The organism is Agrococcus versicolor, from assembly GCF_039531815.1.
Lineage (GTDB): Bacteria > Actinomycetota > Actinomycetes > Actinomycetales > Microbacteriaceae > Agrococcus > Agrococcus versicolor.
Genome location: NZ_BAAAQT010000008.1, coordinates 147,119 through 173,585, shown reverse-complemented (window position 1 = coordinate 173,585; position 26,467 = coordinate 147,119). Strand labels below are relative to the sequence as shown.

The window sequence follows — 26,467 nt, the reverse complement described above, 5'->3', positions numbered from 1 at the left end:
GTGCCGACGAGCCGTCATGCGGCTTGCCCATGCCTGCCTCCCTGGCGATTCGGTCCGTGAAGCACCTGTCGCGAGCGTCGAAGGAGCGACGGTGCGCCGGTGCTGGGCTCGACGCTAGTCGTCGCCCGAGGAGCTGGTTGCAGGGGCGAAGGATCCGATCGGTGCACGGCAGCGTCGAGACATGAGGAGCGACAGGGTGGTGGATGTACCGACCACTCCGCCTCAGTCGCGCGCGGTGGGCAGGCGGCGGCGCGCCCAGGCCTCGGCGATGTGGTGCTCCATCGCCCGCTGCGCGCCTGCCGCGTCGCCGGCCTCGATGGCGTCGAGCACCGCCTGGTGCTCCTCGAGCGTGAGGCGCAGCGCCTCGGCGGCGGGGGCGCCGACGAAGCGGCTCGACTCGCGGGCGCGATCGAAGAGGATGCGCGTGATGGTGGGCGCGAGGCGCGTGCCCGACTGCTCCATGACCGTGAAGTGGAAGTCGACGTCGGCCTGGCTGTAGGCGTCGAAGTCGTCGATCGTCTCGTGCATGTGGTCGAGGGCGTGCTGCAGCGCCGCGGTGCGCTCGGCGGTGCGCCTGCCGGCGGCGGCGTTCGCCATCGATCCCTCGAGCACGCCGCGTACGACGGCGAGCTCGTCGAGGATGCCGAGCGAGTCGTCGTGCTCGACGAGCGCAGAGAGGACGACGGGGTCGAGCACGTTCCACGCGCTGGCCTCGTTCACCGACGTGCCGCGGCCCTGCGCGACCGTGAGGAGGCCCTTCTCCTCGACGCGCTTCACCGACTCGCGGATCACGGTGCGGCTCACGCCGAACGTCTGGCTCAGCACGCCCTCGGGCGGCAGCACGGCGCCCGGCTGCACCTCGCCCGTGACGATGGCCTCGACGAGGTCGTGGACGACCGCGACGCCGAGTCGCGCCGGCGGCGTGCGGGGCGTGGACGCACCGAGCACGGTGGTCGGCGCCTGCGCCGCGGCCGGGTCGGTCATGCAGTCAGCGTACTGGGCAGCACGAGCGATCCGTCGATGCGACGGGGGATGCCGGGATCGGCATCCTGCAGCTCGACCGGCAGCAGCGCGGCGGGGGCGTCCTGCCATGCGAACGGGCGCAGGAAGCGGCGGATGGCGGTCATGCCCACGGACGTGTGGAGCGTGTTCGTCGCAGGCCACGGGCCGCCGTGGTGCTGCGCCCACGAGACGCGGACGCCCGTCGGGTAGCCGTTGACGACGAGTCGGCCCGCGCGGTCGGCGAGGTCGGCGGCGAAGCCCGCGAGGGCGCCGAGCTCGGCGTCCTCGACGTGCAGCGTCGCCGTGAGCGAGTCGGGCACGGCGTCGAGCGCCGCCGTGACCTCGGCGAGGTCGCGGTAGCGCACGAGCACGACGAGCGGGCCGAACGCCTCCTCGGTCGCGGCGGGCGTGACGGCCGTCGCGTCGATCTCGAGCACCGCGGGGCTCATGCCGTAGCCCTCGGGCGCGGCGACGGGGGCGACGAGCTCGCGCGCCGCGCCGTCGTCGACGAGGCGGGTGCGGATCTCGTCGAACGACGCGTGGATGCGGCCGTTGAGCAGCGGCTGGGCCGCCGCGTCGCGAGCGAGGCTGACGACGGCGTCGACGACGGCATCCCCCTCGGCGCCCGCGGGCACGAAGGCGATGCCGGGCTTCGTGCACAGCTGCCCGGCCGATCCGGTCACCGACGCGAAGAGGCCCTCGGCGATCGCGGCGCCGCGGGTGGCGACGGCGCCGGGCGTGACGACGAGCGGGTTCACGCTCGCGAGCTCGCCGTAGAAGGGGATGGGGCGCTCGCGGCCCTCGATGACGTCGAGCAGGATGCGCCCGGTCGTGAGCGAGCCGGTGAAGCCGACCGCGGCGATGCGCGGGTCGGCGACGAGCGCGGTGCCCGCCGGCTGGCCGTAGACGATGCCGACGGTGCCCGCGGGTCCGCCGGCGGCCTCGACGCCCGCGGCGAGCGCCTCGAACGCGATGCGCGAGGTGCCCGGATGCGACGAGTGGGCCTTCGCGACGATCGGGTTGCCGGCGGCGAGCGCCGAGGCGGTGTCGCCGCCGGGCACCGAGAACGCGAAGGGGAAGTTGCTCGAGCCGAAGACGGCGACGGGGCCGAGCGGCACGAGCATGCGGCGGATGTCGGGGCCGGGGCCCATGGGCGTGGGGCCGGCGTGGTCGATGGCGGCCTCGAGGTACGAGCCCTCGTCGACGGCGTCGGCGAACATGCGCAGCTGGGTGGTCGTGCGCGTGAGCTCGCCCTCGAGCCGGGCGGGCGCGAGGCCCGTCTCGGCGCCGGCGATCGCGACGAGCTCGGGCCGGCGGGCCTCGAGCGCGTCGGCGCAGCCGCGGAGGAGGTCGGCGCGCCAGGCGCGCGGCCGCGTGCGAAGGTCGAGGAACGCGTCGTGCGCCGCCTGCGCGATCGCGGCGACCTCCTCGGCCGTCGTGGGCTCGATGCCCGAGTCGGTCGCGTCGCCCGTGCGGGGGTCGGTGGTCGTGAGGGTCATCGGGGGCCTTCCGTGAGGAGTCCGCGTGCCGCGAGGCTCGCGTAGAGCGCGTGGACGCCGAACGTCCAGGGGGCTGCGTCGTTGGCGTGCGCGACGCGGTTCACGAGCGCGCCGAGGCGAGGGGATGCGATGCGCACGACGTCGCCGACGTGGTGCGTGAAGCCGCGGCCGGGCTCGTCGCGATCCTCGCCGGGCGCGAACATCGTGCCGAGGTACAGCACGAAGCCGTCGGGGTAGCGGTGGTGCCGCAGCGCCTGCGCCACGAGGTCGGCGGGGTCGCGGCTGATGCGCGCGAGCGGCGACGTGCCGTCGAGCGAGAAGCCGTCGTCGCCGTCGATGCGCAGCGACACCGTCTCCTGCCGCAGCTCGTCGAGGCCGAAGCCGCCCGCGAAGAGGCGCACGAACGGGCCGACGGCGGCCGAGGCGTTGTTGTCCTTCGCCTCGCCGAGCAGGAGGGCCGAGCGACCCTCGATGTCGCGCAGGTTGACGTCGTTGCCGAGCGTCGCACCCACGATGCGCCCATCGGAGGCGACGACGAGCACGACCTCGGGCTCGGGGTTCGACCACGAGGAGTCCTCGCGCACGCCGACCTCGACGGCGGTGCCGACGGTCGCGAGCACGGGGGCCTTCGTGAAGATCTCGGCATCCGGGCCGATGCCGACCTCGAGGTACTGGCTCCACATCCCCTCGGCGACGAGCAGCTCCTTGAGCGCCATCGCCTGCGGGCTGCCGGGCACGAGCGAGTCGAGGTCGCCGCCGAGCTGCGCGAGGATGCGCTCGCGGATGGGGCCGGCGGCGTCGGCGTCGCCGCGCGCGCCCTCCTCGATGACGCGCTCGAGCATCGAGACGGGGAACGTGACGCCCGCGGCCTTCACGACGTGGAGGTCGATGGGGGAGAGCAGCCACGGGCCGCCGCCGTCGCGCGCCGTCTCCGGCGTGCTCGCGAGCACGGCCTCGACGGTGCCGAGCACCGGTCCGTCGGCGGCGGCGAGCGCAGCGACGGGGTCGGCGGCCTCGGTGAGGTCGAGCATGGTGGGGAAGGCGCGGCTGACGTCGACGAGCGCGCCGTCGCGCACGGCGACGACCGACGGCCCGCCGGCCACGGGATCCCAGACCCGGCCGACGAGCACGGCGTCGGCGGCGTCGTCGGGCAGGGCGGCGGTGGCGTCGCCCATCCAGTCAGCGGCCACGGAACACCCCCGCGCGACGCTCGGCGAAGGCGGCGCGGCCCTCGGCGGCATCCTCGGTCGCGAACGCGATGCCCTGCATCTCGCGCTCGTAGCGGATGGCCTCCGACAGCGGCAGGTTGCGCGCGGCGGCGAGCACGGCCTTCGCCGTCTCGGCCGCGATGGGCGGCCTGGCCGCGATCGTCGCCGCGAGCTCGCGGGCGCGCGGCAGCAGCGCCTCGGGCTCGAGGACCTCGCTCACGAGCCCGATGCGCAGCGCACGGTCGGCGTCGATGGCGTCGCCGGTGAGGAGGAGCATCGCCGCGTCGCTCGCACCGAGCGACGACGAGAGCATCGCGGCCATGCCGCCGCCGCCGATCCAGCCGAGCTTGATCTCGGGGGCGGCGAACGTCGCGGTGCGCGACGCGAGGCGGATGTCGCAGATGAGCGCCGTCTCGAGTCCGCCGCCGAGCGCGTAGCCGTTGACGGCCGCGACGATCGGCGTGCGGAGCGCCCGCAGGGCGTCGCAGTAGTCGCGCCGGTTGCGGAACTCCCACGGCGAGGCGTAGCGGTCGAGCGTCGTGATGTCCGAGCCCGCGCTGAACGCGCGCTCGCCCGCACCCGTGAGCACGACCGCGCGCACGTCGGGGTCGGCGTCGATCGCGTGCACGACGCGCTCGAGGGCCTCCGACATCTCCTGCGTCACGGCGTTGAGCTTCGCGGGGCGGTCGAGCGTCACGACGACGACGTGGCTGTCGCGCTCGACGCGCACCTCGTCGATGCCGGGATCCATCGCGTCGATGGTCGTCATGCGTGCGCTCCTGTCGTGCGTGCGGTTCGGAGGAGGCCCGCGACGCGCTCGTGCGCCTCGCGCGCGGCGATGCGGCCGGCGACGGCGTCGCGCACGAGGGCGGACGCCGCGGTCTGCACCGGCACGTAGCCGGCGAACCGCGGGCGCACCCACGCCGACTCGATCGTCGCGGCGGTCGCGCCGTAGAACCCGCCGGCCGCGGCGTCGACGTCCGGGTCGTGCCAGGCTGCTCGGCTGCTCGGCTGACCCTCGAGGGCGGGGATGCGCAGGCGCTGCGCCTCGTCGGACAGCAGCCACGCGACGTGCGCGAGCAGCGCGGGGCTCGGCGTGCTGCGCCGCGTGATGGCGATGCCCGTGCCGCCGAGCGTCGAGCCGATGCGGCCGTCGATCGCGGGCGGCGCCGCGAAGGTCACGTGCCGGCCGCCGCTGCGGCGCGAGTAGGAGACGTAGCCGTAGACGAGCGGCACGTAGCGCAGGTCGTCGCCGGCGCTCATGCGCTCGAGCAGCGCGATGGGGTTCTGCTCGAGCGTGCCCTCGGGCGCGTGGGCCGCGAGGTCGGCGAGCACGTCGATCGCGAGGTCCCAGGCATCGGCGGCGACGACGTCCTCGCCGCGGTCGCCGCCCGCCGCGACGGCGATCGAGCACAGCGAGAGGAACGCGTGCGGGCCGGCGAGGCTCGGCGCGACGCCGCCCGAGCGCGCGAGCGTGCGCACGGCATCCCAGTCGGCGGGAGCCTCCGGCACCTCCCCCTCGCGCCTGGCCGACACCTGCGTCGCGGCGTCGAGCGGCAGCGCCCACGCGCGCCCGTCGACGACGTACGAGTCGAGGCTCGGGCCGATGGATGCGCGCGCCCAGCCGTCGATGGTCCCGGCGTCGAAGAGCTCGTCGAGCGGCACGATGCAGTCGGCCTCGAGCGCGTCGCCCAGGTGCGGATGGTCGAGCACGACGAGGTCGTAGCGGGCGGCGGTCTCGGCGATGGGCGCCGACTCGAAGCCCTCGAGCGGATGCGCGTCCCACGTGAGCGTGTCGAGGCCGGAGGAGGAGAACGCGCGCGCGGTCGTCTCGAGCGCGACGCGGCCGCGCGGGTGGTCCCACGTGAGCCCGCGGTAGTCGGTCATCGCGCGACCTGCGGCTCGACGGGCTCGAGCGTCGTCTCCACCACGACGCCCGATGCGAGCAGCGCATCCACGCGGTCGTCGTCGATGCCGAGCTCGGCGAGCACCTCGCGCGTGTGCTGCCCGGCGAGCGGCGCCCCGCGGTCGATGCGCGCCGGCGTCGCCGAGAACCGGTACGGGAAGCCGGGCACCTTCACGCGGCCCTCGGTGGGGTGGTCGTACTCGACGAACGTGCCGTTGTGCGCGATCTGCGGGTCGTCGAGGAGGTCCTGGTAGCCGTAGACCGGCCCCGCCCACATCCCTGCCGCGAGCAGCTCGTCCACCCAGCGCTCGGTCGTGCCGGCGCGCAGGCGCAGCGCGACCTTCGCGTGGATCTCGTCGCGCCGCGCCCATCCGTCGACCTCGGGGTCGAGGCCCGCGAACGACGGCTCGCCGATGATGCGGCCGAGGCCCTCGAGGTCGGCGAACGCGAGCGCCATGAAGCCATCGGACGTCTCGAAGACGCCGTAGGGCGCGCGGATGTAGACGTGCGCGCTCGGCTCGGCGCCGCGCCGCTGCGGCACGCCGCCGACGGTGAAGACCGAGAGCTCCTGCATCTGCAGCGTCGTGAGCGCGTCGAGCATGTTGACCGTGACGAGCTGGCCCTCGCCCGTGCGCTCGCGGTGCAGGAGGGCGACGAGCACGGCCTCGAACGCCGTGGAGGCCGTGACGGCGTCGGCGAGGTACTGGCCGGCGGGCATGGGCGGCTCGCCGTCGCGGCCCGCCGAGAGCATCGCGCCGGACATCGCCTGCACGAGGAGGTCCTGGCCGGGGCGCGAGACGTACGGACCCGTCTCGCCGTAGCCCGAGATCGACACGTAGACGAGGCCGGGGTTGATGGCCGAGAGCGTCTCGTAGTCGAGGCCGAGGCGCTTCGCGACGCCCGGGCGGTAGTTCTGCAGGAAGACGTCGGCGCTCGCGACGAGCTCGCGCAGCACCGCGGCGCCGTCGTCGGACTTCGCGTCGATCGCGAGCGAGCGCTTGTTGCGGTTGAGCGACAGGAAGGAGACGTTGATGCGGTTGCCGCGCGCGCCGCCCGCGGCTGCGAAGCGCTGCCACTCGCCGGCGGTCGGCTCGATCTTCACGACGTCGGCGCCGAGGTCGCCGAGGCGCTGGGCGGCGAAGGGGCCCGCCATCGCGATCGAGCAGTCGAGCACTCGGTAGCCGTCGAGGGCGCCGCGGGACTGGGACATGTCGGTCTCCTGGGGGGATCAGTCGTGCACGCGCACCTCGGCGCCGTCGGCGGCCGAGGAGCGCAGGAGCGCGTCGATGAGCTCGACGCTGCGGGCGGCGACCTCGACGCCCGAGTGGTTCTCGGTCGAGGCGCCGGTGATGAGGTCGATGAAGCGCGCGGGCGGCACGAGGCACTCGTACTCGCCCTCGCCGGGCGCGATCGCGAGGTCCTCGCGCGTGCCGTCGTAGCGGCTGAGCGTCACGCGCTCGCGCTCGACGTCGAGCATGAGGGTGCCCTCGGTGCCGAAGAGCCGGATGTCGACCTGGTACGGGTCGCCGTCGGCAAGGGTCGCGGCGCCCGAGAGCGTGCCGAGGGCGCCGCCGTCGTAGCGCACGACGGCCGCGTCGAACAGGTCGACGGGTGCGCCTGCCGTCGCGACGCGGCCGGCGACCGTCGCAGCCCGCAGGCCGGTGAGCCACAGCAGCAGCGCCGACGAGTGGGTGATCTGCCCGTGCGCGTAGCCGCCGCCGTGCTCGGGGCTCGACCACGTGCTCGCCTGCGGGGCGGTCGCGGTCGCGGAGTCCCAGCGCTCGAGCATGTGGGTCGGGTCGCCGCCGAAGAGGCCGCGCGTGGGGGAGGCCATGTGGCAGACGGCGTGCTGGATCTCGCCGATCGCGCCCGCCTCGAGCATGCGCCTCGCGGCGATCGTGAACGGCTTGTAGTTCCAGCCGTAGGGCACGAGCACGTGCGTGCCGGCGCGCTCGGCACGCGCCACGAGGTCCCACGCCTGGTCGGCGTGCAGCGTCATGGGCTTCTCGCACAGCACGTGGAGGCCGCGGTCGAGCGCGGCGGCGGCGGCGCCGTGGTGGAGGTCGTGCGGCGTGGAGATGACGACGGCGTCGATGCCGGCGTCGAGCAGCACGTCGACATCGTCGGTGGCGACGCGGAAGCCGAACTCGGCCTGCACGGCCGAGAGGTCGCCGAGGCCGCACACGGCGACGAGCTCGACGTCGTCGCGCGCGGCGAGGATCGGCAGGTGGTTGCTCGTCGCCCACCAGCCCGCGCCGATGGCGCCGACGCGGACGCGGCTCACGCGGCGCTCCACGCCCGCAGGCCGTCGCGCATGCCCTGCACGGCGCGGCCGTGCGCGACGAGGCGCTCGAGGTTCCCCGTCACGGGGAAGATGAGGTACTCGGCGGCGCTCGCATCCCACGGGCCGACCTCGCCGGCGATGCGGTGGATGAGCTCGAGCGTCGTGCGCGGGCCGTCGGCCTCCGCGAGCGCTGCCTCGAGCGCGCGGTCGAGCACGTCGACGTAGTCGGCCGACTCGTCGAGGAAGGCGGCGACGCCCTCGCCCTCGTGGACGGGGTAGTGCGCCGTGAGCAGCAGCTCGGCGTCGTGGGCGCGGAAGCGCTCGATCGTCGCGAGGTAGGGGTCGACGTCGCGGTACGTCGGCGGGAACGCGGGGCGTCCGTCGGCGAAGGGCACGGTCGCGCCGAGCGTCGCGTCGCCGATGACGAGCGTGCGGTTGGCGGGATCCCACAGCGCGAGGTGGCCGGGGCTGTGGCCGGGCGCCTCGAGCACGTGCACGACGCGGCCGCCGCCGAGGTCGAACGCGTCGCCGTCGCCGATGGTGCGCGCGACGGTCGCGAGACGGGTGACCGAGCGGATGTGCTCGGTGAGCTCGGGCGGATCGTCGAAGCCGTCGGGCTCGTGGAACTCGCCGTAGCGACCGGCGATGAGCAGGTCGACGTCCTGCGTCATCGCCGCGTCGGCGACGCCCGCGAGCAGCTCGACGTGGGGCGCGGCCTCGAGCAGCGCGGCGCTGCCGCCGGTGTGGTCGAAGTCGCAGTGCGACGTCACGGCCCACCGCAGCCGATCGAGCGGCATGCCGATCGCGTCGAGGTAGGGCAGGAGCGTGCCTGCGATGCTCTCGTCGATGCCGGTGTCGAACAGGAGGACGCCCTCGGGGCCCTCGAGCAGGTACAGCGCGACGATGCGCTCGCCGAGCGGTGCGACGACGCGATGCAGGCCGGGTCGGATCTCCATGTCATGCGCTCCCTTCCGCGGCGAGCCGCAGTCCCGTGCGTGCCGACCGGACGTGCGGGCCGGCGGCCGAGCGCCATCCCTCGCCCGCCATGCGTGCGGCGATGCCGTCCTCGTCGATGCGGATGCCGGCGCCGGGCTCGTCGCCGAGCACGATGCCGCCGCCCTCGAACGACTGGTCGAGCGTCACGCCGATGGGGGCGCCGAGATCCTGCACCTCGGTGGGCATGGGGTTCGGCACGGCGGCGGCGGCGTGCGTGACGGCGGCGTTCGCGGTGGGGCCGACGATGCTCACGGGCAGGTCGCGCGCATGGGCGGCGACGGCGACGCGCAGGTAGTGCGTGATGCCCCAGATGGCGCCGACCTGCACGACGTCGACGGCGCCGGCGTCGAGCAGGGGCCGGTACTGCTCGAGGCCCGTGAGGTTCTCGCCCGTGGCGACGCTGGCGCGCACGGCACGACCGAGTGCGGCGTGGCCGTCGGCATCCCAGCGGCGCAGCGGCTCCTCGATCCACACGAGGTCGAGCTGCTCCTCGATCGCGGCGACGTGGCGCACCGCCTGCTTGCGATGCCACGACTCGTTGGCGTCGAGCATGAGGCCGGGGCGGTCGGCGTTGCCGCGCAGGGCGTCCTCGACGATGCGGAGCCTGCGCACGTCGTCGGCGACGTCGCGGCCGCCCTTGAGCTTGCCGCTCGCGTAGCCGCGCTCGGCCATCGACCGGTAGAGCGCTGCGAGCCGGTCGTCGTCGAGCGCGATGTCGAGGCCGGAGGCGTAGCCCTCGACGAAGCGGTCGCCCGCGCCGAGCAGGCGCCAGAGCGGCTCTCCCGCGAGCTTGGCCTTGATGTCCCACAGCGCGGCGTCGATCGTGCCGATGCCCCCGAACGTCGCGCCGCCGTGGCCCGACTTGAAGACGCGCGCGAGCATGCGGTCGTAGAGGGAGGCGACGGCGCGGGGATCCTGGCCCTCGATCGCGGGGAAGAGGCGCTCCAGGTCGTGGGTAGAGCCGGTCGCGATGCCCTCGACGCCCGCGTCGGTCTCGAGCACGAGGATCGGCACCTCGGTGATGCCGGATGCGACATGGCCGTTGACGTCGCCGACGGGGCGCCCCCAGTCGTGCTGCGTCGCCAGGCAGCGATACCCCGTGATCTTCATCATCGCCTTCGATGTCGGTGGGCGCACTCGAACGTGCTGCGAGACACCATACATCATATGTCTGATGTCCGTGCGGTACTGGTCGTGGCGAGTGCAAACGTATGATGTATGATCCAAGCAGTCTCGACGAGGAGGTCGCCGTGCGCAGTCGCACCGTCACGAGCAGCGTGCAGCTCACCGAGCTCGGCTTCGGCGCCGCGCAGCTCGGCAACCTGAACCGCGCGACGACCGACGAGGCGTCGACCGCCGCCGTGGATGTCGCATGGGACGCCGGCGTGCGGTACTTCGACACCGCGCCGCACTACGGGCTCGGCCTGTCCGAGCGTCGCCTCGGCGCGGCGCTGCGCGACCGCCCGCGGGAGTCCTACGTCGTCTCGACGAAGGTCGGACGCCTGCTCGAGCCCACGCCCGAGCATGCGGGCGAGCAGGACGGCCACGGCTTCCACGTGCCCGCGACCCACCGTCGCGTGTGGGACTTCTCGCGCGACGGCATCCTGCGCTCCCTCGAGCAGAGCCTCGAGCGCCTCGGCCTCGACCGCGTCGACGTCGTCTACCTCCACGACCCCGACGACCACCTCCAGCAGGCCGCGACCGAGGGCGTCGACGCCCTCGTGCGCCTGCGCGACGAGGGCGTCGTCGGGGCGATCGGCGCCGGCATGAACCAGTCGGCCGCGCTCGCCGAGCTCGTGCGCCGCTGCGACCTCGACGTCGTCATGCTCGCCGGCCGGTACACGCTGCTCGACCAGGGCGCGCTCGACGACCTGCTGCCGCTCGCGCTCGACCGCGGCGTCGGCGTCGTCGCCGCCGGCGTCTACAACTCGGGCCTGCTGAGCCGCGCCGACGTGCCCGACGACGCGAGCTTCGACTACCTCCCCGCCTCCGCCGAGCTCGTCGCCCGCGCGCGTGCGCTCGCCGCCCGCTGCGCCGCGCACGGCGTCACGCTGCCCGACGCCGCCGTGCAGCTGCCGCTGCGGCACCCCGCGGTCGTCTCGGTCGTGCTCGGCACGCGCACCGCCGAGCAGGTGCGCGAGGGTGCGCGACGCGCGAGCGCACCCATCCCGGACGCCCTGTGGGCCGAGCTCGAGGCGAGCGGCGAGCTGCGAGGCGTCGCGTGATCGTCGACGCCCACCTGCACGTGTGGGACCTCGCCCGCGCCGAGTACGCCTGGATGGACGCGGGCATGGGCGGCCTGCACCGCACCGTGACCCTCGACGAGATCGCGCCGGCGCTCGCCGCGCGCGGCGTCGACGCCGTCGTGCTCGTGCAGTCGGCCGACGAGCGCGGCGACACCGAGCTGCTGCTCGAGCTCGCGCGCGAGCACGCGCTCGTCGCGGGCGTCGTCGCCTACGCGCCGCTCGACGACCCGGATGCGCTCGCCGCCGACCTCGAGGCGTTCGCCGACGACGCCCGGGTGCTCGGCATCCGCAACCTCGTGCACGAGCGGCCCGCCGCGTGGTTCGCGAGCGACGCCGTCGAGCGCGGGCTCGCCGTGCTCGCCGAGCACAGGATGCCGCTCGACGTGCCGACCGACGGCTTCGCGGCGCTCGCGCGCGTCGCCGAGATCGCCGAGGCCCACCCCGCCCTGCCCGTCGTGCTCGACCACCTGGGCAAGCCGCCCGTCGGCGGCGGCCCCGAGGCCCGTGCCGCGTGGCGCGCCGCCCTCGCCGAGTGCGCACGGCATCCCACGGTCGTCGCGAAGCTCTCGGGCCTGTACGCCGCGAGCGGTCCGCTCGACGCGTGGACGGTCGACGACCTCCGGCCGATCGTCGACGACGCGCTCGACCTCCTCGGCGCCGACCGGCTGCTCTACGGCAGCGACTGGCCCATCTCCCTCCTCGCCGGCGGCGACGCGCGCACGTGGGATGCGATGCAGCAGCTGCTCGCACCCCTCTCCGCGTCCGAGCGCGCCGCGATCCTCGGCGGCACCGCCGCCCGCGTCTACCGCATCCCCTCCGAAGGAGCCGCATCATGACCGACCAGCCCTCCGGCCTCGCCCGCCTCGGCGAGCCCGGCGCCGAGATCCCCGTGCTCGTGCAGGACGGCGTCGCGTACGACCTCCGCAGCCTCACGAGCGACGTCGACGGCGCCTTCCTCGCCGGCGGCGGCATCGATCGCGCGCGTGCCGCCGCGGCCGCCGGCGAGCTGCCCGTGCTCGAGGACGCCGACGCCCTGCGCGTCGGCGCGCCCATCGCGACGCCGGGCAAGATCGTCTGCATCGGCCTCAACTACTCCGACCACGCCGCGGAGTCGGGACTCGCGATCCCTGCGGAGCCCGTCGTGTTCATGAAGGACCCCACGACGATCGTCGGACCGTTCGACCCCGTGCTCGTGCCGCGCGCATCGACGAAGACCGACTGGGAGGTCGAGCTCGGCGTCGTCGTCGGCACCGAGATGCGCTACCTCGACTCGCCCGCCGACGCGCTCGCGCACGTCGCCGGCTACGTGCTGTCGCACGACGTCTCGGAGCGGGAGTTCCAGCTCGAGCGTGGAGGGCAGTGGGACAAGGGCAAGAGCTGCGAGACGTTCAACCCGCTCGGCACGCGCCTCGTGCCCGCCGACGCCATCGCCGACCCGCAGGCGCTCGGCATGCGCCTGTCGGTCAACGGCGCGCTGCGGCAGGACGGCTCGTCGGCCGACATGATCTTCCCCGTCGCCCACGTGCTCTGGTACCTGAGCCAGTTCATGGTGCTGCGGCCCGGCGACCTCGTGAACACCGGCACCCCGGCGGGCGTCGGCCTCGGCATGGCGACGCCCGAGTACCTGCGCGACGGCGACGTCGTCGAGCTCTCGATCGACGGGCTCGGCAGCGCCCGCCAGGACGTGGGGCAGGCATGAGCGGCGACCTCGACGGCCTCGTCGCCGTCGTCACGGGTGGCGCCTCGGGCATCGGCCACGCCACGGCCCTCGCGCTCGCGGCCGAGGGCGCACGCGTCGCGGTGCTCGACCTCGCGGTCGACGCCGTCGAGGCGCCGCTGACCGGCTACGCCGCCGACGTGCGCGATCGCGCCTCGGTCGTCGCCGCGATCGACGCCGTCGCGCGCGACCTCGGCGGCATCGACGTGCTCGTCAACAACGCCGGCATCAGCGCCGTCGGCACCGTCGAGGAGAACGACGACGCCGACTGGGCGCGCGTGCTCGACGTCAACGTCACGGGCATGGCGCGCGTCTCGGCCGCCGCGCTGCCGCACCTGCGCCGCTCGCACGCCGCCTCGATCGTCAACGTCTGCTCGATCGCCGCGCTCAACGGGCTGCCCCAGCGCGCCCTCTACGCCGCGTCGAAGGGCGCGGTGCTCTCGCTGACGTTCGCGATGGCGACCGACCACGTGGCCGAGGGCATCCGCGTGAACTGCGTGCGACCCGCGACGGTCTCGTCGCCGTTCGTCGAGCGCATGCTGCAGGGCTTCCCCGACCCCGTCGCCGAGCGCGCGGCGCTCGACGCGCGGCAGGCGACGAACCGCATGGTGACGCCCGAGGAGGTCGCCGGCGCGATCGCGTACCTCGCGTCGCCGCGCTCGGGGTCGACGACGGGCAGCGCGCTCGACGTCGACGGCGGCGTCACGCACCTGCGCGTGCGTCGCTGACGCGGCGCTCGCCGTGACCCGCGCATCCATGCCGTGACCGCCGGATCCACGCCGCAGCGGGGCGCCGGCCGCACTACGCGGCTCGCGCACCGCTGAGGCGTGGATCCGGCGGCGCCGGCCGGCGATCGACGCCCAGCGGGACGCGTCAGGATGACCGCATGATGTCGAGAGCCTGGTTCGCGCTCGCTGCGCTGTCGGTCCTCGTCGTGCCCGTCGCGCTCCTGCTGCCCGTCGAGCCCGCCGTGCGATGGGCGATGCTCGGCTACGCGGTCGTCGTGATGACGCTCGGCATCGTCATGGGCCTGCGGGTGCGCAGGCGCGAGGCGCCGGCGGACCTCGTGCCCGTGGCGCCGGCGACGGTGCCGGATGCGCTGCCGAGGCCGTGGCCGCGGGACGCGTTCGCCGCCGCGCTCGCCGCGGCCTTCGCGCCCACGCCCTTCCGCGTGCAGGCGGCGCCCGATCGCCTCCGCGTCGTCGTCGACGAGCGCGACCCGCGCTACGTCGGCTCCGTCGAGCACTGGCGCCCACCGGTCGTGCTGCACTGGGACCTCTGGATCGCCCACGACGCCGTCGTGCTTCGCCCCGGCATCGACGGGCTGGCCTGGACCGCGCCCGGGGTGCCGCCGCAGCGCACGGGCCGTGCCGTGCCCGTGTCGCGACGCACCTGGAGCATCCTCGAGGCGCAGCACGCGAGCGCCGTGCATCCGCAGCATCCGTGGCGCTGGATCGCCGCGGACGTGCGCCCCACCATCGAGGCCGTGGCGGCGCGCGCCGGGCTGTCGGTGCGACAGGGCGTCGGTGGCTGACGCCGAACGCGGCCGCGCGCGGAGTCGATGACGGGTCGTCGGCGCGGGGGTGCCGGATCCCGTCGAGACGGCGCGATCAGCCCGCATGCAGCGCTCGCCTCGCGCGATGACGGCGGAAGGGTGCAAGATCGTCTCCGTGCCCCACGACGTGACGACCGATCTCCGTGAGATGCGCGAGGTCCTCCGCGCCTTCGACGACGAGACGATCGGCATCCGCGACGCTGCGCAGCTCGACCGTCTCGGGCCGTGCGCGGCGGCGGCGGCCGAGGCGCTCGGCGACACCGACCTCGACCGCTCGGTCGCGATGTGCATCCTCACGGCGACGCAGGCGGCGAGCGAGGCCCGCGAGGCCGCGGCGAACCACGCGCGCAGGCCCATCCTGCGGCCGATCGCCCAGCTGCAGTTCGACGCGCGCATCGACACGGCGAGCGGTGCGATCGAGACGGCGCTCGCCGACCTCGACGGCGACGCCGTCGTGCCCCCGCGCTCCTAGCCCGGCCGGCTCAGCGGCGCACGAGGCGCTGCAGCGCGAACGCCGCGATCGGCGCGTAGGCCATCGTCACGGGCAGCGGTCCGGCGATGACGAGCCGCGTGAGCGTGCCGGTCTGCAGCGTGCCGATCTGCGTCGCCGCGACGACCTCGTGCGCGAGCCGCAGCCGCAGCGGTCCCACGCGCACCGTCCACGTCCACGTCCGAGCCGCCTCGTCGACGGCGTCGACGCGGAAGCGCGCACGCAGCGGCCCCGACGCGACGTGGCCCGTGAGCCCGGGCCGGATGCGCGGCTCGTCGCCGTCGACGTCGACGCGATCGATGTGGCGCGCCCACGACGACCAGCGCTCGGGCCGCGCGTAGCGCTCCCAGGCGAGGCCGGGGTCGATCGGGCCGCCGACCGCGAGGTGCATCCTGCCGCGGCGCACCCTCATCGTGCTGCGCCCGTGCCCGCTGCCGCATCGTCGCGGGCAGGGCACCGGGCGTCGTCGCTCATGCGGGCAGGCTACCCGCCCGCGAGCGACGGCGTCAGGCCGCTGCGGGGAGCGCGTTCGACGAGCGCGTGGCCTCGATGAGGTCGCGCAGGACGCGCACCGCGGTCGTGCGGTCGTCGTCGGTGAGGCGCTCGGCGACGTCGAGGATGCTCGCCTGCATGCTGTCGATCGCAGCGACGACCGTCGTGGTCGCGCCCTCGTCGAGGGCGACGAACGACGAGCGTCGGTCGGTGGGATGGGGCTCGCGGCGCACGTATCCGCGCGCCTCGAGCCGGTCGATGAGGCCCGTGGTCGAGCCCGTCGTGATGTGCAGGCGGTCGCGCAGGTCGGAGGGACGCAGGGGCTTGCCCTGCTCGCTCGCTCGCGTGACGTAGCGGAGGCCGAGCAGGTCGAGGTCGCCGATCTCGAGCACGTCGGCCACGCGGCGCCGCAGCGCCTCCTCGGCATCGCGGTACTCGAGCAGGAGGTTCAGCATCGTCGCCGCATCTGCACTGGCCGTCTCGTCGTCGTAGGTGAAGCCGGTCGGCACGTGGTCGTCGGAGCCGGTCATCGGAGCCTCGCGAGGAGGGGAGGGACGTGGAACATGTTCACCACCCTAACATCTTCTGGACAGATTATCTTGGCAAACTTGCTAAATGGTGCTCGTTCTGAAAGTCTGGAGCCATGCAGGAGCTCGGGATCGACGACCTGGACAGGGCGCATTCGCTCGGTCTGGTCCACGCGATGCTGCGCCGTCCCGGCGCCCCCGTCGCGACGCCCACCCCCGACGTCCTCTGGACGTTGCTCATGGCAGGCGATGCCGCGCACTACGAGCGCAGCGCACCCGTCCGACTCCTCGCAGCATTCACGCGAGCCTCCATGGCTCGACGCCTCGACCTCGCCGGCGACCGCATCGTCTCCGGCTGACGACACGACACATAGGAGCGATCATGGGCACCTTCCACTACGGCACCGACGCCGCCTTCGACATCGACGACCTCACGCTCGCGCACCTCTCGGCGATCATCGTCGCCAAGCTGCGTCGCGGCGAGGCGTTCACGCTGACGATCGCGGGCATCGAGGGTCGCGAGACCCTCTGGGTGCACCCGACGGCCAACCTGCGCTGCGCGTTCACGACCAACGAGCAGCACGGCCTCGACCGCGACCGCCTCGACGAGATGATGCGCAGCACGCACCGCGGCTCCGGCCTCACGATCGAGCCCGTGCGGACCGCCATGCCGGTCGCGGTCGCGGCGTAGCACCCGAACCGAACCGGCCCGGCGCCGGCGAGCACCGCTCGCCGTGCCGGCCCGTTCGCATGTCCGGGCGCGAGCGTGCGACGGGCCGCCGCGACGCACGGCGTGCGACCCGCGTCAGGCCGCGGGCGCGCCCAGCAGCCGGGAGATCTGCTCGGCGGCGGCGACGGCCGCGGGCGCGAGCTCCTCGATCGACGTGCCGGGGTGCTCGAGCGCGATCGAGGAGATCGACAGGCCGTAGCGCGCCTCGCCCGTGTGGTCGCGGATCGCGGCCGAGACGCACACCGTGCCGACCTCGTTCTCGCCGAGGTCCATGGCGTAGCCGCGCGCCGCGACGCGGGCGAGCTCCTCGTGGAGCGCCTCGGGCGTCGTGAGCGTGAGCGCCGTGCGGGCGGGCAGGCCCTCGCGCGCGACGAGCCGGTCGACGCGGTCGGGGCTCCAGGTGGCGATGACGGCCTTGCCCATCCCCGAGCAGTGCATGGGGATGCCGAGGCCGACGCGCGAGCGCATGCGGTACGGCTTCGAGGCGTCCTCGCGGATGACGTAGACCATCTCGGCGTCGGTCGCGACGCCCACGTGCACGGTGCAGTCGACGCGCGCGACGAGGTCGGCGACGATGGGCCCCGCGATCGACGAGATGTCGACGCTCGCGAGCGCCCTGCCGGCGAGCGCCAGCAGGCTCGGCCCCGCGCGGTAGCCCGCGTCGGCGTCGCCCGCGACGAAGTCCTGCTCGACGAGGGTCGCGAGGATGCGGTGCACCGTCGCCTTCGCGAGGCCCGCCTCGGCGACGATGTCGGTGAAGCGCGGGTGCTCGAGGGCCGCGGTGAGCACGCGCAGCGTCTTCTCGCTCGCACCCGCTGCCGGGGCTGCGGAACGATCGATCTGCTCGAGCACCACGTCCATCCCTCCCGTCACCGCATCGCGGAGATCGGCACCGAGTCCATGTCGTCGAACGACTGGTTCTCGCCAGCCATCGCCCACACGAACGCGTAGTTCGCCGAGCCTACGCCGGAGTGCAGCGACCAGGAGGGGGAGAGCACGAGATCGCCATCCGCCGCCATGAGGTGGCGGGTCTCCTCCGGCTCGCCCATGAGGTGCACGACGCGCGCATCCTCGGCGAGGTCGAAGTAGAGGTAGAGCTCGGTGCGCCGGTCGTGCGTGTGCGCGGGCATCGTGTTCCACATGCTGCCGGTGTGCAGGCGCGTGATGCCCATGACGACCTGGCAGCTGCGGATGCCGTCCTCGTGGATGACCTGGCGCAGCGTGCGCCGGTTCGAGGTCGACTGGTCGCCGAGCTCGCGGATCGTGCCGTCCTCCGGCGTCGCGAGCGTGCTCGGGAACGTCGCGTGCGCCGGCGCCGAGAAGCCGTAGAAGCGCGCGGGCGTCGAGGCGTCGTCCGACTCGAACGTCACCTCGCGCGTGCCGCGGCCCAGGTACAGCAGCGCCTCGGGCGCCATGGCGAAGCGCTCGCCGTCGGCGACGATCGAGCCTGCGCCGCCGACGTTCGCGATGCCGATCTCGCGGTGGTCGAGGAAGCGCTCCGAGCGGATCTCGGGCACGGCCTCGAGCGCGAGCGGCGCATCCGTGGGCACGGCGCCCACGGCGACGACGCGGTCGAAGTGCGTGACGACGGTGCGCACCTCGCCGGGGGCGAGGAGCCCCTGCACGAGGTAGCGGTCGCGGAGGGCGGCCTGGTCGAGGCCGGGGATGTCCTCGGGGCGGCCGGGGCGGTGGGCGGAGGGCATGGGATTCCTCTCTCGGGTCACATGAGGCCGAAGAGTCGCGGCAGGGCCAGCGACACCTCGGGCACGAAGACGATGATGAACAGCAGGACGACGAGCACGGCCATGAACGGCATGAGGTGCTTGATGACGTGGTCGAGGCGGACCTTCGCGACCTGCGCGCCCACGAAGAGCACGGGGGCCGATGGTGGCGAGATCACGGCGATCGACAGGTTGAAGACCATCATGATGCCGAAGTGCACCGGGTCGATGCCGTACGAGATCGCGATGGGCAGGAAGATCGGCGTGAAGATCAGGATGGCCGGCGTCGGGTCGAGCGGGATGCCGATGACGAGCAGCAGCAGCATCATGATGAGCAGCACGACGATCTTCGAGTCCGTCCAGCCGAACAGGCCCTCGGCCATGAGCTGTGGCAGGCGCGAGTACGCCATGACGAAGCCCATGATCGTCGACACCGCGATGAGGAAGATCACGATCGACGACGTGCGGCACGCCTCGAGCAGGATCCTCGGCAGCTCGCGCACCTTGATCGTGCGGTACACGAACGACAGGGCGAGCGCGTAGAGCACGGCGATCGCCGAGCCCTCCGTCGGGGTGAAGAAGCCTGCCACGATGCCGCCGATGGCGACGACGATGAGGCCGAGCGACGGCAGCGCCTTGAGGAACGTCGCGAGGATCACCGAGGCGTGCGGCCAGGGCTTGCCCTTGAGGTTCGGGTGCCTGCGGGCGTAGACGAACACGACGACGGCGCAGGCGAGCGCCCAGAGGAACCCGGGCACGTAGCCGGCGAGGAAGAGCGCGCCGACCGACGTGCCGCCTGCGGCGAGCGAGTAGATGATGAGCGTGTTGCTCGGCGGGATGAGCATGCCGGCGGGTGCGGACGCCACGTTGGCGGCGGCGGTGAAGGCGGGGTCGTAGCCCTCCTTGCGCTGCATGGGCGCCATGGTGGCGCCGACGGCCGCGGCGCTCGCGACGGCCGAGCCGGAGACGGTGCCGAAGATCGCGTTCGCGAGCACGTTGGTCTGCGCGAGCGGCGCCGGCATCCTGCCCACGAGCACGCGGGCGAGGTTGATGAGCCGTTCGGCGATGCCGCCGTTGTTCATGATGACGCCGGCGAGCACGAAGAACGGGATCGCGAGGAGCGCGAACGAGTTCGCACCGCGCACCATCTGCTGCGCGCTCGTGACGGCGCCGTTGTCGAAGCCGGCGATGAGGAGCATGCACACCGCGGACGGCAGGGCGATGCTGATCGACACCGGGGCGCCGATCGCGAGGAGGACGACGAGGCCACCGATGAGGATGGCGCCGATGAGGCCGGGATCGATCATGCGCCGGCCGCCGCGGGGTCCTCGTGGAAGCCCTGGCGCCCCTCGTAGCCGGGCGCGAGCGTCCTGGCGAGGTGGATGAGCAGGAAGAGCGTCAGCAGGATCCCCGACAGGGGGATGGAGAGGTAGAGCTGACCCTGCGTGAGGGGCAGCACGGGATTGCGCTGCCCCCACGCCTGGATGGTCTGGTCGAGGCCGCCGTAGACCATGGCGTACAGCACGAACGCGAGCGTCGCGAGGTACGCGAGCACGTCGGTGATGCGCTGCACGGCCTTCGGCAGCCGCTCGACGACGAACTCCATGACCACGTCGGCCTTCTCGCTCACGGCGAGCGCGATGCCGATGAGGCTCACCCACACGAACGTGTAGCGGGCGAGCTCCTCCGTCCAGATGCTGGGGTCGCCGAGGACGAGCCTCGTGAAGACCTGCCACGTCACCAGCAGCACCAGCATCGCGAAGAGCACGACGCAGATGACGCGCAGCACGCGTGTCAGCCCCGTCTCGAACATGGTCACGGCGTTCGCCATGGTCAGCCTCGCGCCGCGTCGATCGCGTCGTAGATCGACTGCGTGAGGTCGGTGGTGACGCGCTGCTCGTGGATGGGCAGCACGGCCTCGCGGAAGACCTCGACGTCGACCTCGGAGAAGGTCGCGCCTGCCTCCTCGGCAGCGGCGACCGCCTCGTCGACGGCGTCGGCGAACAGGCCGAGCTCGGTGTCGACGCTCTCGGCGAGCAGCTCGTCGAGCGTCTCGCGTGCGTCGGCATCCATGCGCTCGAGCACGGCCGGGTTGCCGATGAGGTAGTCGGGCATCATCAGGTGCTGCGTGCGCGAGTAGAACGGCGCGATCTCCGCGTGCGAGAGCGTCGAGTAGATGAGCTCGTTGTTCTCGGCGCCGTCGAGCACGCCCGACTGGATGGCCGTGTAGACCTCGCCCTGCGCGAGCGGGGTGCCGACGCCGCCCATGAGCTCCATCATGAGCACGTTGGTGTCGGAGCCGATGACGCGGATCTTCTGGCCGCCGAGGTCCTCGGGGGTCTCGACGGGGCCGTCGGTCGTGTACACGTTGCGCACGCCGCCGTGGTAGGCCGTGAGGACCTGGATGTCGTCGTCGACGAGCGTCTCGTAGAGGTCGCCCATGATCTCGTCGTCGTTGAGCACCTCCATCTGGTGCTCGGGCGACTCGTAGAGGTACGGCAGGTTCACGACCGAGAAGTCGGACTCGAAGTTCTCGAGCAGGCTGCCTGCGACGAGCGCGAAGTCGAGCGTGCCGGACTGCACCTGCTCGATCGTGGCCGCCTGGTCGCCGAGCGTCTCGTCGGTGAAGAGCTCGAAGCGGTAGGCGCCGTCGGTGGCCTCCTCGAGCGCGTCCGAGACCTCGAGCAGCGCCTGCGCCTGGGGGTGGTCGATGTTCTGGTTGAACGCCACGCGGAAGACGGTCTGCTCGACGGAGCCGCCCTCTCCGCCCGATCCGCCAGAGCCGCCGGAGCACGCCGTCAGGGCGAGTCCGAGGGTCGCGATGCCGGCGATTGCGCCGATCCTCATGCTGCGCATGGATCCTCCTCGTTGAGTGTCGCGGTGCTTGCCACTGGGCCGACCGCTTCGGGTACGGTAGCGTGACGAAACGAAGTTCCGCAACGTGGACCTTCGGATGGAATCAGGTTTCACGGATCCAAGGGAGCATCCGCGCATGAGGGCAGCGCAGTACCGCGGCGAGCACCGCATCACCGTCGACGAGATCGACGCCACCGACCCCGGCCACGGCCAGGTGCAGATCGCCGTGGCGTACACGGGCATCTGCGGCACCGACCTGCACGTGCTGCACGGCTCGATGGACTCGCGCGTCACGACGCCGCAGTCGATCGGCCACGAGATGAGCGGCACGATCGCCGCCGTCGGCGAGGGCGTGACGGGCATCGCCGTCGGCGACCAGGTCACCGTCATGCCGCTCGACGCGTGCGGCGAGTGCCCCGCATGCCTCGCAGGCAACGGCCACGTCTGCCAGCGCCTCAACTTCGTCGGCATCGACAGCCCCGGCTCGCTGCAGGAGCGGTGGAACGTCGACGCCTCGCTCGTCGTGCCGCTGCCCGCCTCCCTCTCGCTGCGCCACGCCGCGCTCGTGGAGCCCCTCGCCGTCGCCTGCCACGACGTCGCCCGCGGCCGCGTCGCCGCCGGCGAGCACGTCGTCGTCGTCGGCGGCGGTCCCATCGGCCAGCTCATCGCCCTCGTCGCGCGCGCCACCGGCGCCCACGTGCTCGTCGTCGAGCCGAACGCCGAGCGCCGCGCGCTCGCCGAGCGCCTCGGCGCCGACGTGCTCGACCCCATCGGCGCCGACGTGCCCGCCATCGTCGACGAGCGCACGGGCGGCGCAGGCGCCGACGTCGTCTTCGAGGTCGCCGGCGTCGCCGCGACCGCGCTCTCGAGCCCGAGCCTCGCCCGCGTGCGCGGCCGCGTCGTCATGGTCGCGATCCACGCGCAGCCCGTGCCGATCGACCTGCACCGCGTCTTCTGGCGCGAGCTCGAGCTCATCGGCGCCCGCGTCTACGAGCGCGCCGACTTCGAGCGCGCCGTCGACCTGCTCGCGAGCGGCCAGGTGCCCGCCGACGAGCTCATCACGCGCGTCGTGCCGCTGCAGGACACGCAGGCCGCGTTCGAGGCGCTCGCCGTCGGCGACGCCATGAAGATCCTCGTCGACGTCCAGGGAGCCGACTCGTGAGCACATCCATGTTCGACCTCGCAGGCCAGACGGCCGTCGTCACCGGCGCGCGCCGCGGCATCGGCTTCGCCATGGCGCTCGCCCTCGCCGAGGCCGGCGCCGACATCGTCGCCGCCTCGTCGAGCCAGGAGGCGGACGGCGGCGAGATCGGCCGCCGCGTCCGCGACCTCGGCCGGTCGTTCGAGGGCCACGCCGTCGACTTCTCCGACCGCGCGGCCGTCGAGGCATTCGGCGCCCGCGTGCGCGGCGCCGACATCCTCGTCAACAACGCCGGCACCATCCGCCGCGCCCCCGCCGCCGAGCACCCGCTCGAGTGGTGGGACGAGGTGCTGCAGGTGAATCTCGCGAGCCAGTTCGTGCTGTCGCAGGCCGTCGGCGCCGGCATGCTCGAGCGCGGCCACGGCCGCATCATCTTCACCGCGAGCCTCCTGACCTTCCAGGGCGGCATCAACGTGCCCGGCTACGCCGCCGCGAAGTCCGGCATCGCCGGTCTCGTGCACGCCCTCTCGAACGAGTGGGCAGGCCGCGGCGTCACGGTGAACGGCATCGCGCCCGGCTACATCGCCACCGACAACACCGAGGCGCTGCGCGACGACCCCGAGCGCTCGCGCGCGATCCTCGAGCGCATCCCCGCGGGTCGGTGGGGCAGCGCCGAGGACCTCGGCGGCGCCACCGTCTTCCTCGCGAGCCCCGCCGCCGCGTACGTGACCGGTGCGATCCTGCCGGTCGACGGCGGCTGGCTCGCCCGATGAGCGCGCTCGCCGGCCACCGGCTCGTGCCGCTCGCGGCGCCCGCGACCGCCGCGGAGTCGGCGGCGCTCGCCGACGGCCTCGTCGCCGGCGGCATCGGCATCGTCGAGGTGGCGCTGCGCACCGAGCATGCGATGGAGGCCCTGCGCACGATCGCCGCTCGCGGCGACCTGGTCGCGGGTGCCGGCACGGTCCTCGACGCCGAGCAGGCGCGCGCCGCGATCGACGCCGGCGCCCGCTTCCTCGTGTCGCCCGGGCTGTCGGCCGACGTCGTCGCCGTCGCGCGCGACGCGGGCGTCGACGTGCTGCCCGGCGTCATGACCGCCTCCGAGGTCATGGCGGCCCGCGACCTCGGCCTGCGCGCCCTCAAGCTCTTCCCCGCGAACGTCGTCGGCGGCCTCGCGCTGCTCGACGCGTACGCATCCGTCTTCCCCGACGTCACGTTCATGCCGTCCGGCGGCGTGAGCGAGGCGACGCTCGCCGAGCACCTCGCGCACCCCGCCGTCGCCGCGGTGAGCGGCTCGTGGCTCGCCGGCGGCGCGGCGATGCGCGAGGGCGCGGATGCCATCGCCGCCATCGCCGCACGCGCCGTCGCGATCGCGGACGAGGTGCCGGCGTGAGCATCGTCACGCTCGGCGAGGCCCTCGGCCTCGTGCTCGCGCGCCGCACGGGCGGCTTCGACGTCGTGGGCGACGCCGAGCTGTCGTTCGGCGGCGCCGAGACCAACGTCGCGATCGCCACGGCCCGCCTCGGCGTCGAGACGTCGTGGATCGGCCGGGTGGGCGACGACGCCGTCGGCCGCCGCATCCTGCGCACGCTCCGCGCCGAGCACGTCGAGGCGCACGTCACGACCGACGTCGACGTGCCGACGGCGATCATGCTGAAGGACCGCCCGCACCTCGGGCGCAGCCGCGTCACCTACTACCGGCACGGCAACGCGGGCTCGCGGCTCACGCCCGCCGACGTGCCCCTCGACGTCATCGCCGCCGCCGACGTCCTCCACGTCACGGGCATCGGCCTCGCGCTGAGCCCGACCTCGGCGGATGCCGTGCTGCACGCCGTGCGCCACGCCCGCGAGGTCGGCACGGCCGTGTCGTTCGACGTGAACCACCGATCGAAGCTGTGGTCGCACGCCGACGCGGCGCCGCGGTACCGCGAGCTCGTCGCGCTCGCCGACGTCGTCTTCGCCGGCGACGACGAGGCGCGCATCCTCGTCGACGGCGACTCGCCCGAGGCGCTCGCCCGCGGCCTGCAGGCCATGGGGCCGGCGCTCGCCGTCGTGAAGCTCGGCGAGCACGGCGCGCTCGGCATCGACGCCGACGACGTGCTGCACGTCGACGCGTACCGCGTGCCCGTCGCCGACACCGTGGGTGCGGGCGACGCCTTCGTCGGCGGCTACCTCGCCGAGCTCGTGCGCGGCGCCGACCACGCGACGCGCCTGCGCACCGCTGCGGCGGCCGGCGCGTGCGCATGCCGCGCGGAGGGCGACTGGGAGGCCATGCCGACGCCCGCCGACGTCGCCGAGCTCGTGCGCGGCGGGGGCGACCCGGTCGACCGCTAGGCCGGTGGGGCGGGCGCCATCGCGCTTCCGCCGTCGCGCCTGCGCCGTCGCGCCTGCGCCGTCGCGCCTGCGCCGTCGCGCCTGCGCCGTCGCGCCTGCGCCGTCGCGCGGTCGCGCCTCCGCCGCTGCGCGGTCGCGCCTCCGCCGTCACGCCGTTGCGCTTCGCCGCTGCGCCTCCGCCGCCTGCTGTGCGAGTCGCGCATCGCCGGCGATCACGAGGGTGCGAGGGCAATGCTCCCTCGCACCCACCGGATCGCCTGCGCACCGCGACGGCCGGCGATCGGCGCGGTGGCGCCGATGCGGCGGCCGCTCGGCACCGATGCGACGATGGAGCGTGGTCTTCCCCCTGCGCTCCTGGCGTCCGCTGCTGCGGACGGGCCGTGCCGCGACGAGCCTGCGCTGGCTCAGTCGACGGTCGCTGACCGAGCGCTGGTATCCGCAGGGCATCGACGTCGGCGTGTGGCAGGGCCGCCGCACCCTCGCCGTGAGCTGGTTCCGGCAGGACCGCGCACGCCACCACATCGCATCCCGCATCGCGCTCGTCGACCTCGAGCGCGGCACGAGCGTCGACGTCGCGCTCGCGGTCGGCGGCGACGGCGGCCTCGAGCCCGCGCGCATCCACGCCGGCGGCATCGCGTGGATGGGCGACCGCCTGCTCGTCGCCGCGACGGGTGCGGGCGTGTGGGAGTTCGACCTGTCGGACGTTCGCGCCGTGCGCGGTGCCGAGGCGCGTCGACTCGTCGGCTCGACGCGGTGGCCGCTCGCCGCGCGCGGACGCGCCGTCGTGCGCACGCGCGTGCACGACGTGCCGATGCGCTGCTCGTTCCTCGCTCGCGCCTTCGACGCCGACGGCAGCCCGCAGGAGCGCGTGCTCGTCGGCGAGTACCGCAAGGACGACGCGGGCCGCATCGCCGAGTTCGCCGTGCCCGAAGCCCATGAGCCCTGGCCCGAGCCCACGTGGTCGGTCGCGCCGGGCATCACGTCCATGCAGGGCGCCGTGCGCTGGGGCGACACGGTGCTCGCGTCGCAGTCGCGCGGCATGCAGCCAGGCGGACTGTGGACCGGCACGCGCGACGGCCTGACGCGCAGCGGCGTCGACCTCCCCGTCGGCTGCGAGGACCTCGCGATCGACCCCGAGACGCGGACGCTGTGGACCCTCGGGGAGCACCCCTGGCGACGGCAGGTGCGCGGCATCCCGCTCGCCGACGCCGGCGTGGCCTGACCCGGCGTCGACCAGGGCGTCGCCGCCGCGATCACGCGTGAGCGGGGGTCGGGGCGGAATGCGCAGCCGACGTCCCGCTGGGCCGTGGATGCGGCGGTGGCCGGGACGGTGCGGCTCGGGTGCGGGTAGTTGGCCGCCGGAACCGCGCGTGAGCGGTGGTGGGTTGGAATGTGCAGCCGGTGGCCCGCTGGGGCGTGGATGTGGCGGTGGCCGGGACGGAGTGCGGCTCGTGCGTCGCCGCGTCGTCGCGGCGCCCGCCGGAATGACGCGTGAGCGGTGGTCGGGGTGGAATGCGCAGCCGACGGTCCGCTGGGCCGTGGATGCGGCGGTGGCCGGGACGGTGAGCGGTTCGGCTGCGGGCGGCGGCCGCCGGAATCACGCGGGAGCGGTGGTCGGAGTGGAATGCGCAGCCGACGGCCCGCTGGGCCGTGGATGCGGCGGTGACCGGGACGGAGTGTGGCCCGGGCGTCGTCGAGGTGGCCGCCGGAATCACGCGTGAGCGGTGGTGGGGGTGGAATGCGCAGCCGGCGGCCCGCTGGGCCGT

Annotated in this window: 29 protein-coding genes; 13 read left to right on the top strand and 16 right to left on the bottom strand. The window is 73.9% G+C overall.

The window, feature by feature from the left end; translation table 11 throughout:
• Positions 1-222: 222 nt before the first annotated feature.
• The 9 genes from ABD249_RS13230 to ABD249_RS13190 are packed head-to-tail and all read right to left on the bottom strand — an operon-like array spanning position 223 to position 10,008.
• Positions 223-984: a FadR/GntR family transcriptional regulator gene (locus ABD249_RS13230; protein ID WP_344344320.1), complete on the bottom strand. Its 762-nt coding sequence runs from the start codon at positions 982-984 to the stop codon at positions 223-225.
• Positions 981-2,501: an aldehyde dehydrogenase (NADP(+)) gene (locus ABD249_RS13225; RefSeq protein ID WP_344344318.1), complete on the bottom strand. Its 1,521-nt coding sequence runs from the start codon at positions 2,499-2,501 to the stop codon at positions 981-983. The genes ABD249_RS13230 and ABD249_RS13225 overlap by 4 nt, the downstream gene beginning before the upstream one ends.
• Positions 2,498-3,691 (bottom strand): fumarylacetoacetate hydrolase family protein, encoded by a 1,194-nt coding sequence (locus ABD249_RS13220; RefSeq protein ID WP_344344317.1) that lies wholly within the window; start codon positions 3,689-3,691, stop codon positions 2,498-2,500. The genes ABD249_RS13225 and ABD249_RS13220 overlap by 4 nt, the downstream gene beginning before the upstream one ends.
• The gene (locus ABD249_RS13215; protein WP_344344315.1) at positions 3,681-4,478 is read right to left on the bottom strand and encodes an enoyl-CoA hydratase/isomerase family protein; all 798 of its coding nucleotides are present in this window, start codon (positions 4,476-4,478) and stop codon (positions 3,681-3,683) included. Before ABD249_RS13215 ends, ABD249_RS13220 begins: the two co-directional genes overlap by 11 nt.
• Positions 4,475-5,596 (bottom strand): type 2 periplasmic-binding domain-containing protein, encoded by a 1,122-nt coding sequence (locus ABD249_RS13210; protein ID WP_344344314.1) that lies wholly within the window; start codon positions 5,594-5,596, stop codon positions 4,475-4,477. Before ABD249_RS13210 ends, ABD249_RS13215 begins: the two co-directional genes overlap by 4 nt.
• Complete coding sequence (locus ABD249_RS13205; protein ID WP_344344312.1) at positions 5,593-6,825, bottom strand: CaiB/BaiF CoA transferase family protein; 1,233 nt, start codon at positions 6,823-6,825, stop codon at positions 5,593-5,595. The genes ABD249_RS13210 and ABD249_RS13205 overlap by 4 nt, the downstream gene beginning before the upstream one ends.
• 18 nt (positions 6,826-6,843) lie before the next feature.
• Positions 6,844-7,899: a Gfo/Idh/MocA family protein gene (locus tag ABD249_RS13200; protein ID WP_344344311.1), complete on the bottom strand. Its 1,056-nt coding sequence runs from the start codon at positions 7,897-7,899 to the stop codon at positions 6,844-6,846.
• Positions 7,896-8,855 carry an MBL fold metallo-hydrolase gene (locus tag ABD249_RS13195; protein ID WP_344344309.1) on the bottom strand — a complete coding sequence of 320 codons (960 nt, stop codon included), beginning with the start codon at positions 8,853-8,855 and terminating at the stop codon, positions 7,896-7,898. The genes ABD249_RS13200 and ABD249_RS13195 overlap by 4 nt, the downstream gene beginning before the upstream one ends.
• A gap of 1 nt (position 8,856) precedes the next feature.
• The gene (locus ABD249_RS13190; RefSeq protein ID WP_344344308.1) at positions 8,857-10,008 is read right to left on the bottom strand and encodes a mandelate racemase/muconate lactonizing enzyme family protein; all 1,152 of its coding nucleotides are present in this window, start codon (positions 10,006-10,008) and stop codon (positions 8,857-8,859) included.
• Positions 10,009-10,145: 137 nt separating this feature from the next.
• On the opposite strand from ABD249_RS13190, the gene ABD249_RS13185 reads away from it, so the two are divergent.
• The 6 genes from ABD249_RS13185 to ABD249_RS13160 all read left to right on the top strand — a co-directional run bounded on the left by ABD249_RS13185 (position 10,146) and on the right by ABD249_RS13160 (position 14,885).
• Entirely contained in the window at positions 10,146-11,120 is a 975-nt protein-coding gene (locus ABD249_RS13185; RefSeq protein ID WP_344344306.1) for an aldo/keto reductase, read from the top strand.
• Complete coding sequence (locus tag ABD249_RS13180) at positions 11,117-11,977, top strand: amidohydrolase family protein (RefSeq protein ID WP_344344305.1); 861 nt, start codon at positions 11,117-11,119, stop codon at positions 11,975-11,977. Before ABD249_RS13185 ends, ABD249_RS13180 begins: the two co-directional genes overlap by 4 nt.
• Positions 11,974-12,840, top strand: coding sequence for a fumarylacetoacetate hydrolase family protein (locus ABD249_RS13175; protein WP_344344303.1), 867 nt, complete (start codon positions 11,974-11,976; stop codon positions 12,838-12,840). The genes ABD249_RS13180 and ABD249_RS13175 overlap by 4 nt, the downstream gene beginning before the upstream one ends.
• Positions 12,837-13,586 (top strand): SDR family NAD(P)-dependent oxidoreductase, encoded by a 750-nt coding sequence (locus ABD249_RS13170; RefSeq protein ID WP_344344302.1) that lies wholly within the window; start codon positions 12,837-12,839, stop codon positions 13,584-13,586. Before ABD249_RS13175 ends, ABD249_RS13170 begins: the two co-directional genes overlap by 4 nt.
• A 158-nt stretch (positions 13,587-13,744) precedes the next feature.
• Positions 13,745-14,392: a hypothetical protein gene (locus ABD249_RS13165; protein ID WP_344344300.1), complete on the top strand. Its 648-nt coding sequence runs from the start codon at positions 13,745-13,747 to the stop codon at positions 14,390-14,392.
• 106 nt (positions 14,393-14,498) lie between these two features.
• Positions 14,499-14,885, top strand: coding sequence for a hypothetical protein (locus ABD249_RS13160; RefSeq protein ID WP_344344299.1), 387 nt, complete (start codon positions 14,499-14,501; stop codon positions 14,883-14,885).
• A gap of 10 nt (positions 14,886-14,895) precedes the next feature.
• Here the strand turns inward: ABD249_RS13160 and ABD249_RS13155 are convergent, their stop codons facing one another.
• Positions 14,896-15,309, bottom strand: coding sequence for an SRPBCC family protein (locus ABD249_RS13155; protein WP_344344297.1), 414 nt, complete (start codon positions 15,307-15,309; stop codon positions 14,896-14,898).
• A 100-nt stretch (positions 15,310-15,409) separates the two neighbouring features.
• On the bottom strand, positions 15,410-15,925 hold the full coding sequence (locus ABD249_RS13150; protein WP_344344295.1) for a MarR family winged helix-turn-helix transcriptional regulator: 516 nt from the start codon (positions 15,923-15,925) through the stop codon (positions 15,410-15,412).
• A gap of 173 nt (positions 15,926-16,098) precedes the next feature.
• Between ABD249_RS13150 and ABD249_RS13145 the strand changes: the two genes are divergently transcribed.
• Positions 16,099-16,281 carry a hypothetical protein gene (locus ABD249_RS13145; RefSeq protein ID WP_344344293.1) on the top strand — a complete coding sequence of 61 codons (183 nt, stop codon included), beginning with the start codon at positions 16,099-16,101 and terminating at the stop codon, positions 16,279-16,281.
• A 23-nt stretch (positions 16,282-16,304) separates the two neighbouring features.
• Positions 16,305-16,613 carry a DUF7882 family protein gene (locus ABD249_RS13140; RefSeq protein ID WP_344344291.1) on the top strand — a complete coding sequence of 103 codons (309 nt, stop codon included), beginning with the start codon at positions 16,305-16,307 and terminating at the stop codon, positions 16,611-16,613.
• A 114-nt stretch (positions 16,614-16,727) separates the two neighbouring features.
• Here the strand turns inward: ABD249_RS13140 and ABD249_RS13135 are convergent, their stop codons facing one another.
• The 5 genes from ABD249_RS13135 to ABD249_RS13115 are packed head-to-tail and all read right to left on the bottom strand — an operon-like array spanning position 16,728 to position 21,220.
• Positions 16,728-17,504 (bottom strand): IclR family transcriptional regulator, encoded by a 777-nt coding sequence (locus tag ABD249_RS13135; protein ID WP_344344289.1) that lies wholly within the window; start codon positions 17,502-17,504, stop codon positions 16,728-16,730.
• 17 nt (positions 17,505-17,521) lie between these two features.
• Complete coding sequence (kduI, locus tag ABD249_RS13130) at positions 17,522-18,355, bottom strand: 5-dehydro-4-deoxy-D-glucuronate isomerase (RefSeq protein WP_344344287.1); 834 nt, start codon at positions 18,353-18,355, stop codon at positions 17,522-17,524.
• Between the two features lie 17 nt (positions 18,356-18,372).
• The gene (locus ABD249_RS13125; RefSeq protein ID WP_344344285.1) at positions 18,373-19,680 is read right to left on the bottom strand and encodes a TRAP transporter large permease; all 1,308 of its coding nucleotides are present in this window, start codon (positions 19,678-19,680) and stop codon (positions 18,373-18,375) included.
• Positions 19,677-20,204 carry a TRAP transporter small permease gene (locus ABD249_RS13120; protein ID WP_344344283.1) on the bottom strand — a complete coding sequence of 176 codons (528 nt, stop codon included), beginning with the start codon at positions 20,202-20,204 and terminating at the stop codon, positions 19,677-19,679. Before ABD249_RS13120 ends, ABD249_RS13125 begins: the two co-directional genes overlap by 4 nt.
• Positions 20,205-20,206: 2 nt before the next feature.
• Positions 20,207-21,220 (bottom strand): TRAP transporter substrate-binding protein, encoded by a 1,014-nt coding sequence (locus ABD249_RS13115; protein WP_344344282.1) that lies wholly within the window; start codon positions 21,218-21,220, stop codon positions 20,207-20,209.
• A 145-nt stretch (positions 21,221-21,365) separates the two neighbouring features.
• Between ABD249_RS13115 and ABD249_RS13110 the strand changes: the two genes are divergently transcribed.
• The 5 genes from ABD249_RS13110 (at position 21,366) to ABD249_RS13090 (ending at position 25,923) form a co-directional block, all read left to right on the top strand.
• Complete coding sequence (locus ABD249_RS13110) at positions 21,366-22,391, top strand: zinc-dependent alcohol dehydrogenase (protein ID WP_344344280.1); 1,026 nt, start codon at positions 21,366-21,368, stop codon at positions 22,389-22,391.
• 8 nt (positions 22,392-22,399) lie between these two features.
• On the top strand, positions 22,400-23,143 hold the full coding sequence (locus tag ABD249_RS13105; protein ID WP_344345102.1) for an SDR family oxidoreductase: 744 nt from the start codon (positions 22,400-22,402) through the stop codon (positions 23,141-23,143).
• Positions 23,140-23,760, top strand: coding sequence for a bifunctional 4-hydroxy-2-oxoglutarate aldolase/2-dehydro-3-deoxy-phosphogluconate aldolase (locus ABD249_RS13100; RefSeq protein WP_344344279.1), 621 nt, complete (start codon positions 23,140-23,142; stop codon positions 23,758-23,760). Before ABD249_RS13105 ends, ABD249_RS13100 begins: the two co-directional genes overlap by 4 nt.
• A complete protein-coding gene (locus tag ABD249_RS13095; protein ID WP_344344277.1) occupies positions 23,757-24,701 on the top strand; it encodes a sugar kinase in 945 nt (314 codons plus the stop codon). Before ABD249_RS13100 ends, ABD249_RS13095 begins: the two co-directional genes overlap by 4 nt.
• A gap of 334 nt (positions 24,702-25,035) precedes the next feature.
• Positions 25,036-25,923, top strand: coding sequence for a hypothetical protein (locus ABD249_RS13090; RefSeq protein WP_344344276.1), 888 nt, complete (start codon positions 25,036-25,038; stop codon positions 25,921-25,923).
• The last annotated feature ends 544 nt before the right edge of the window (positions 25,924-26,467 follow it).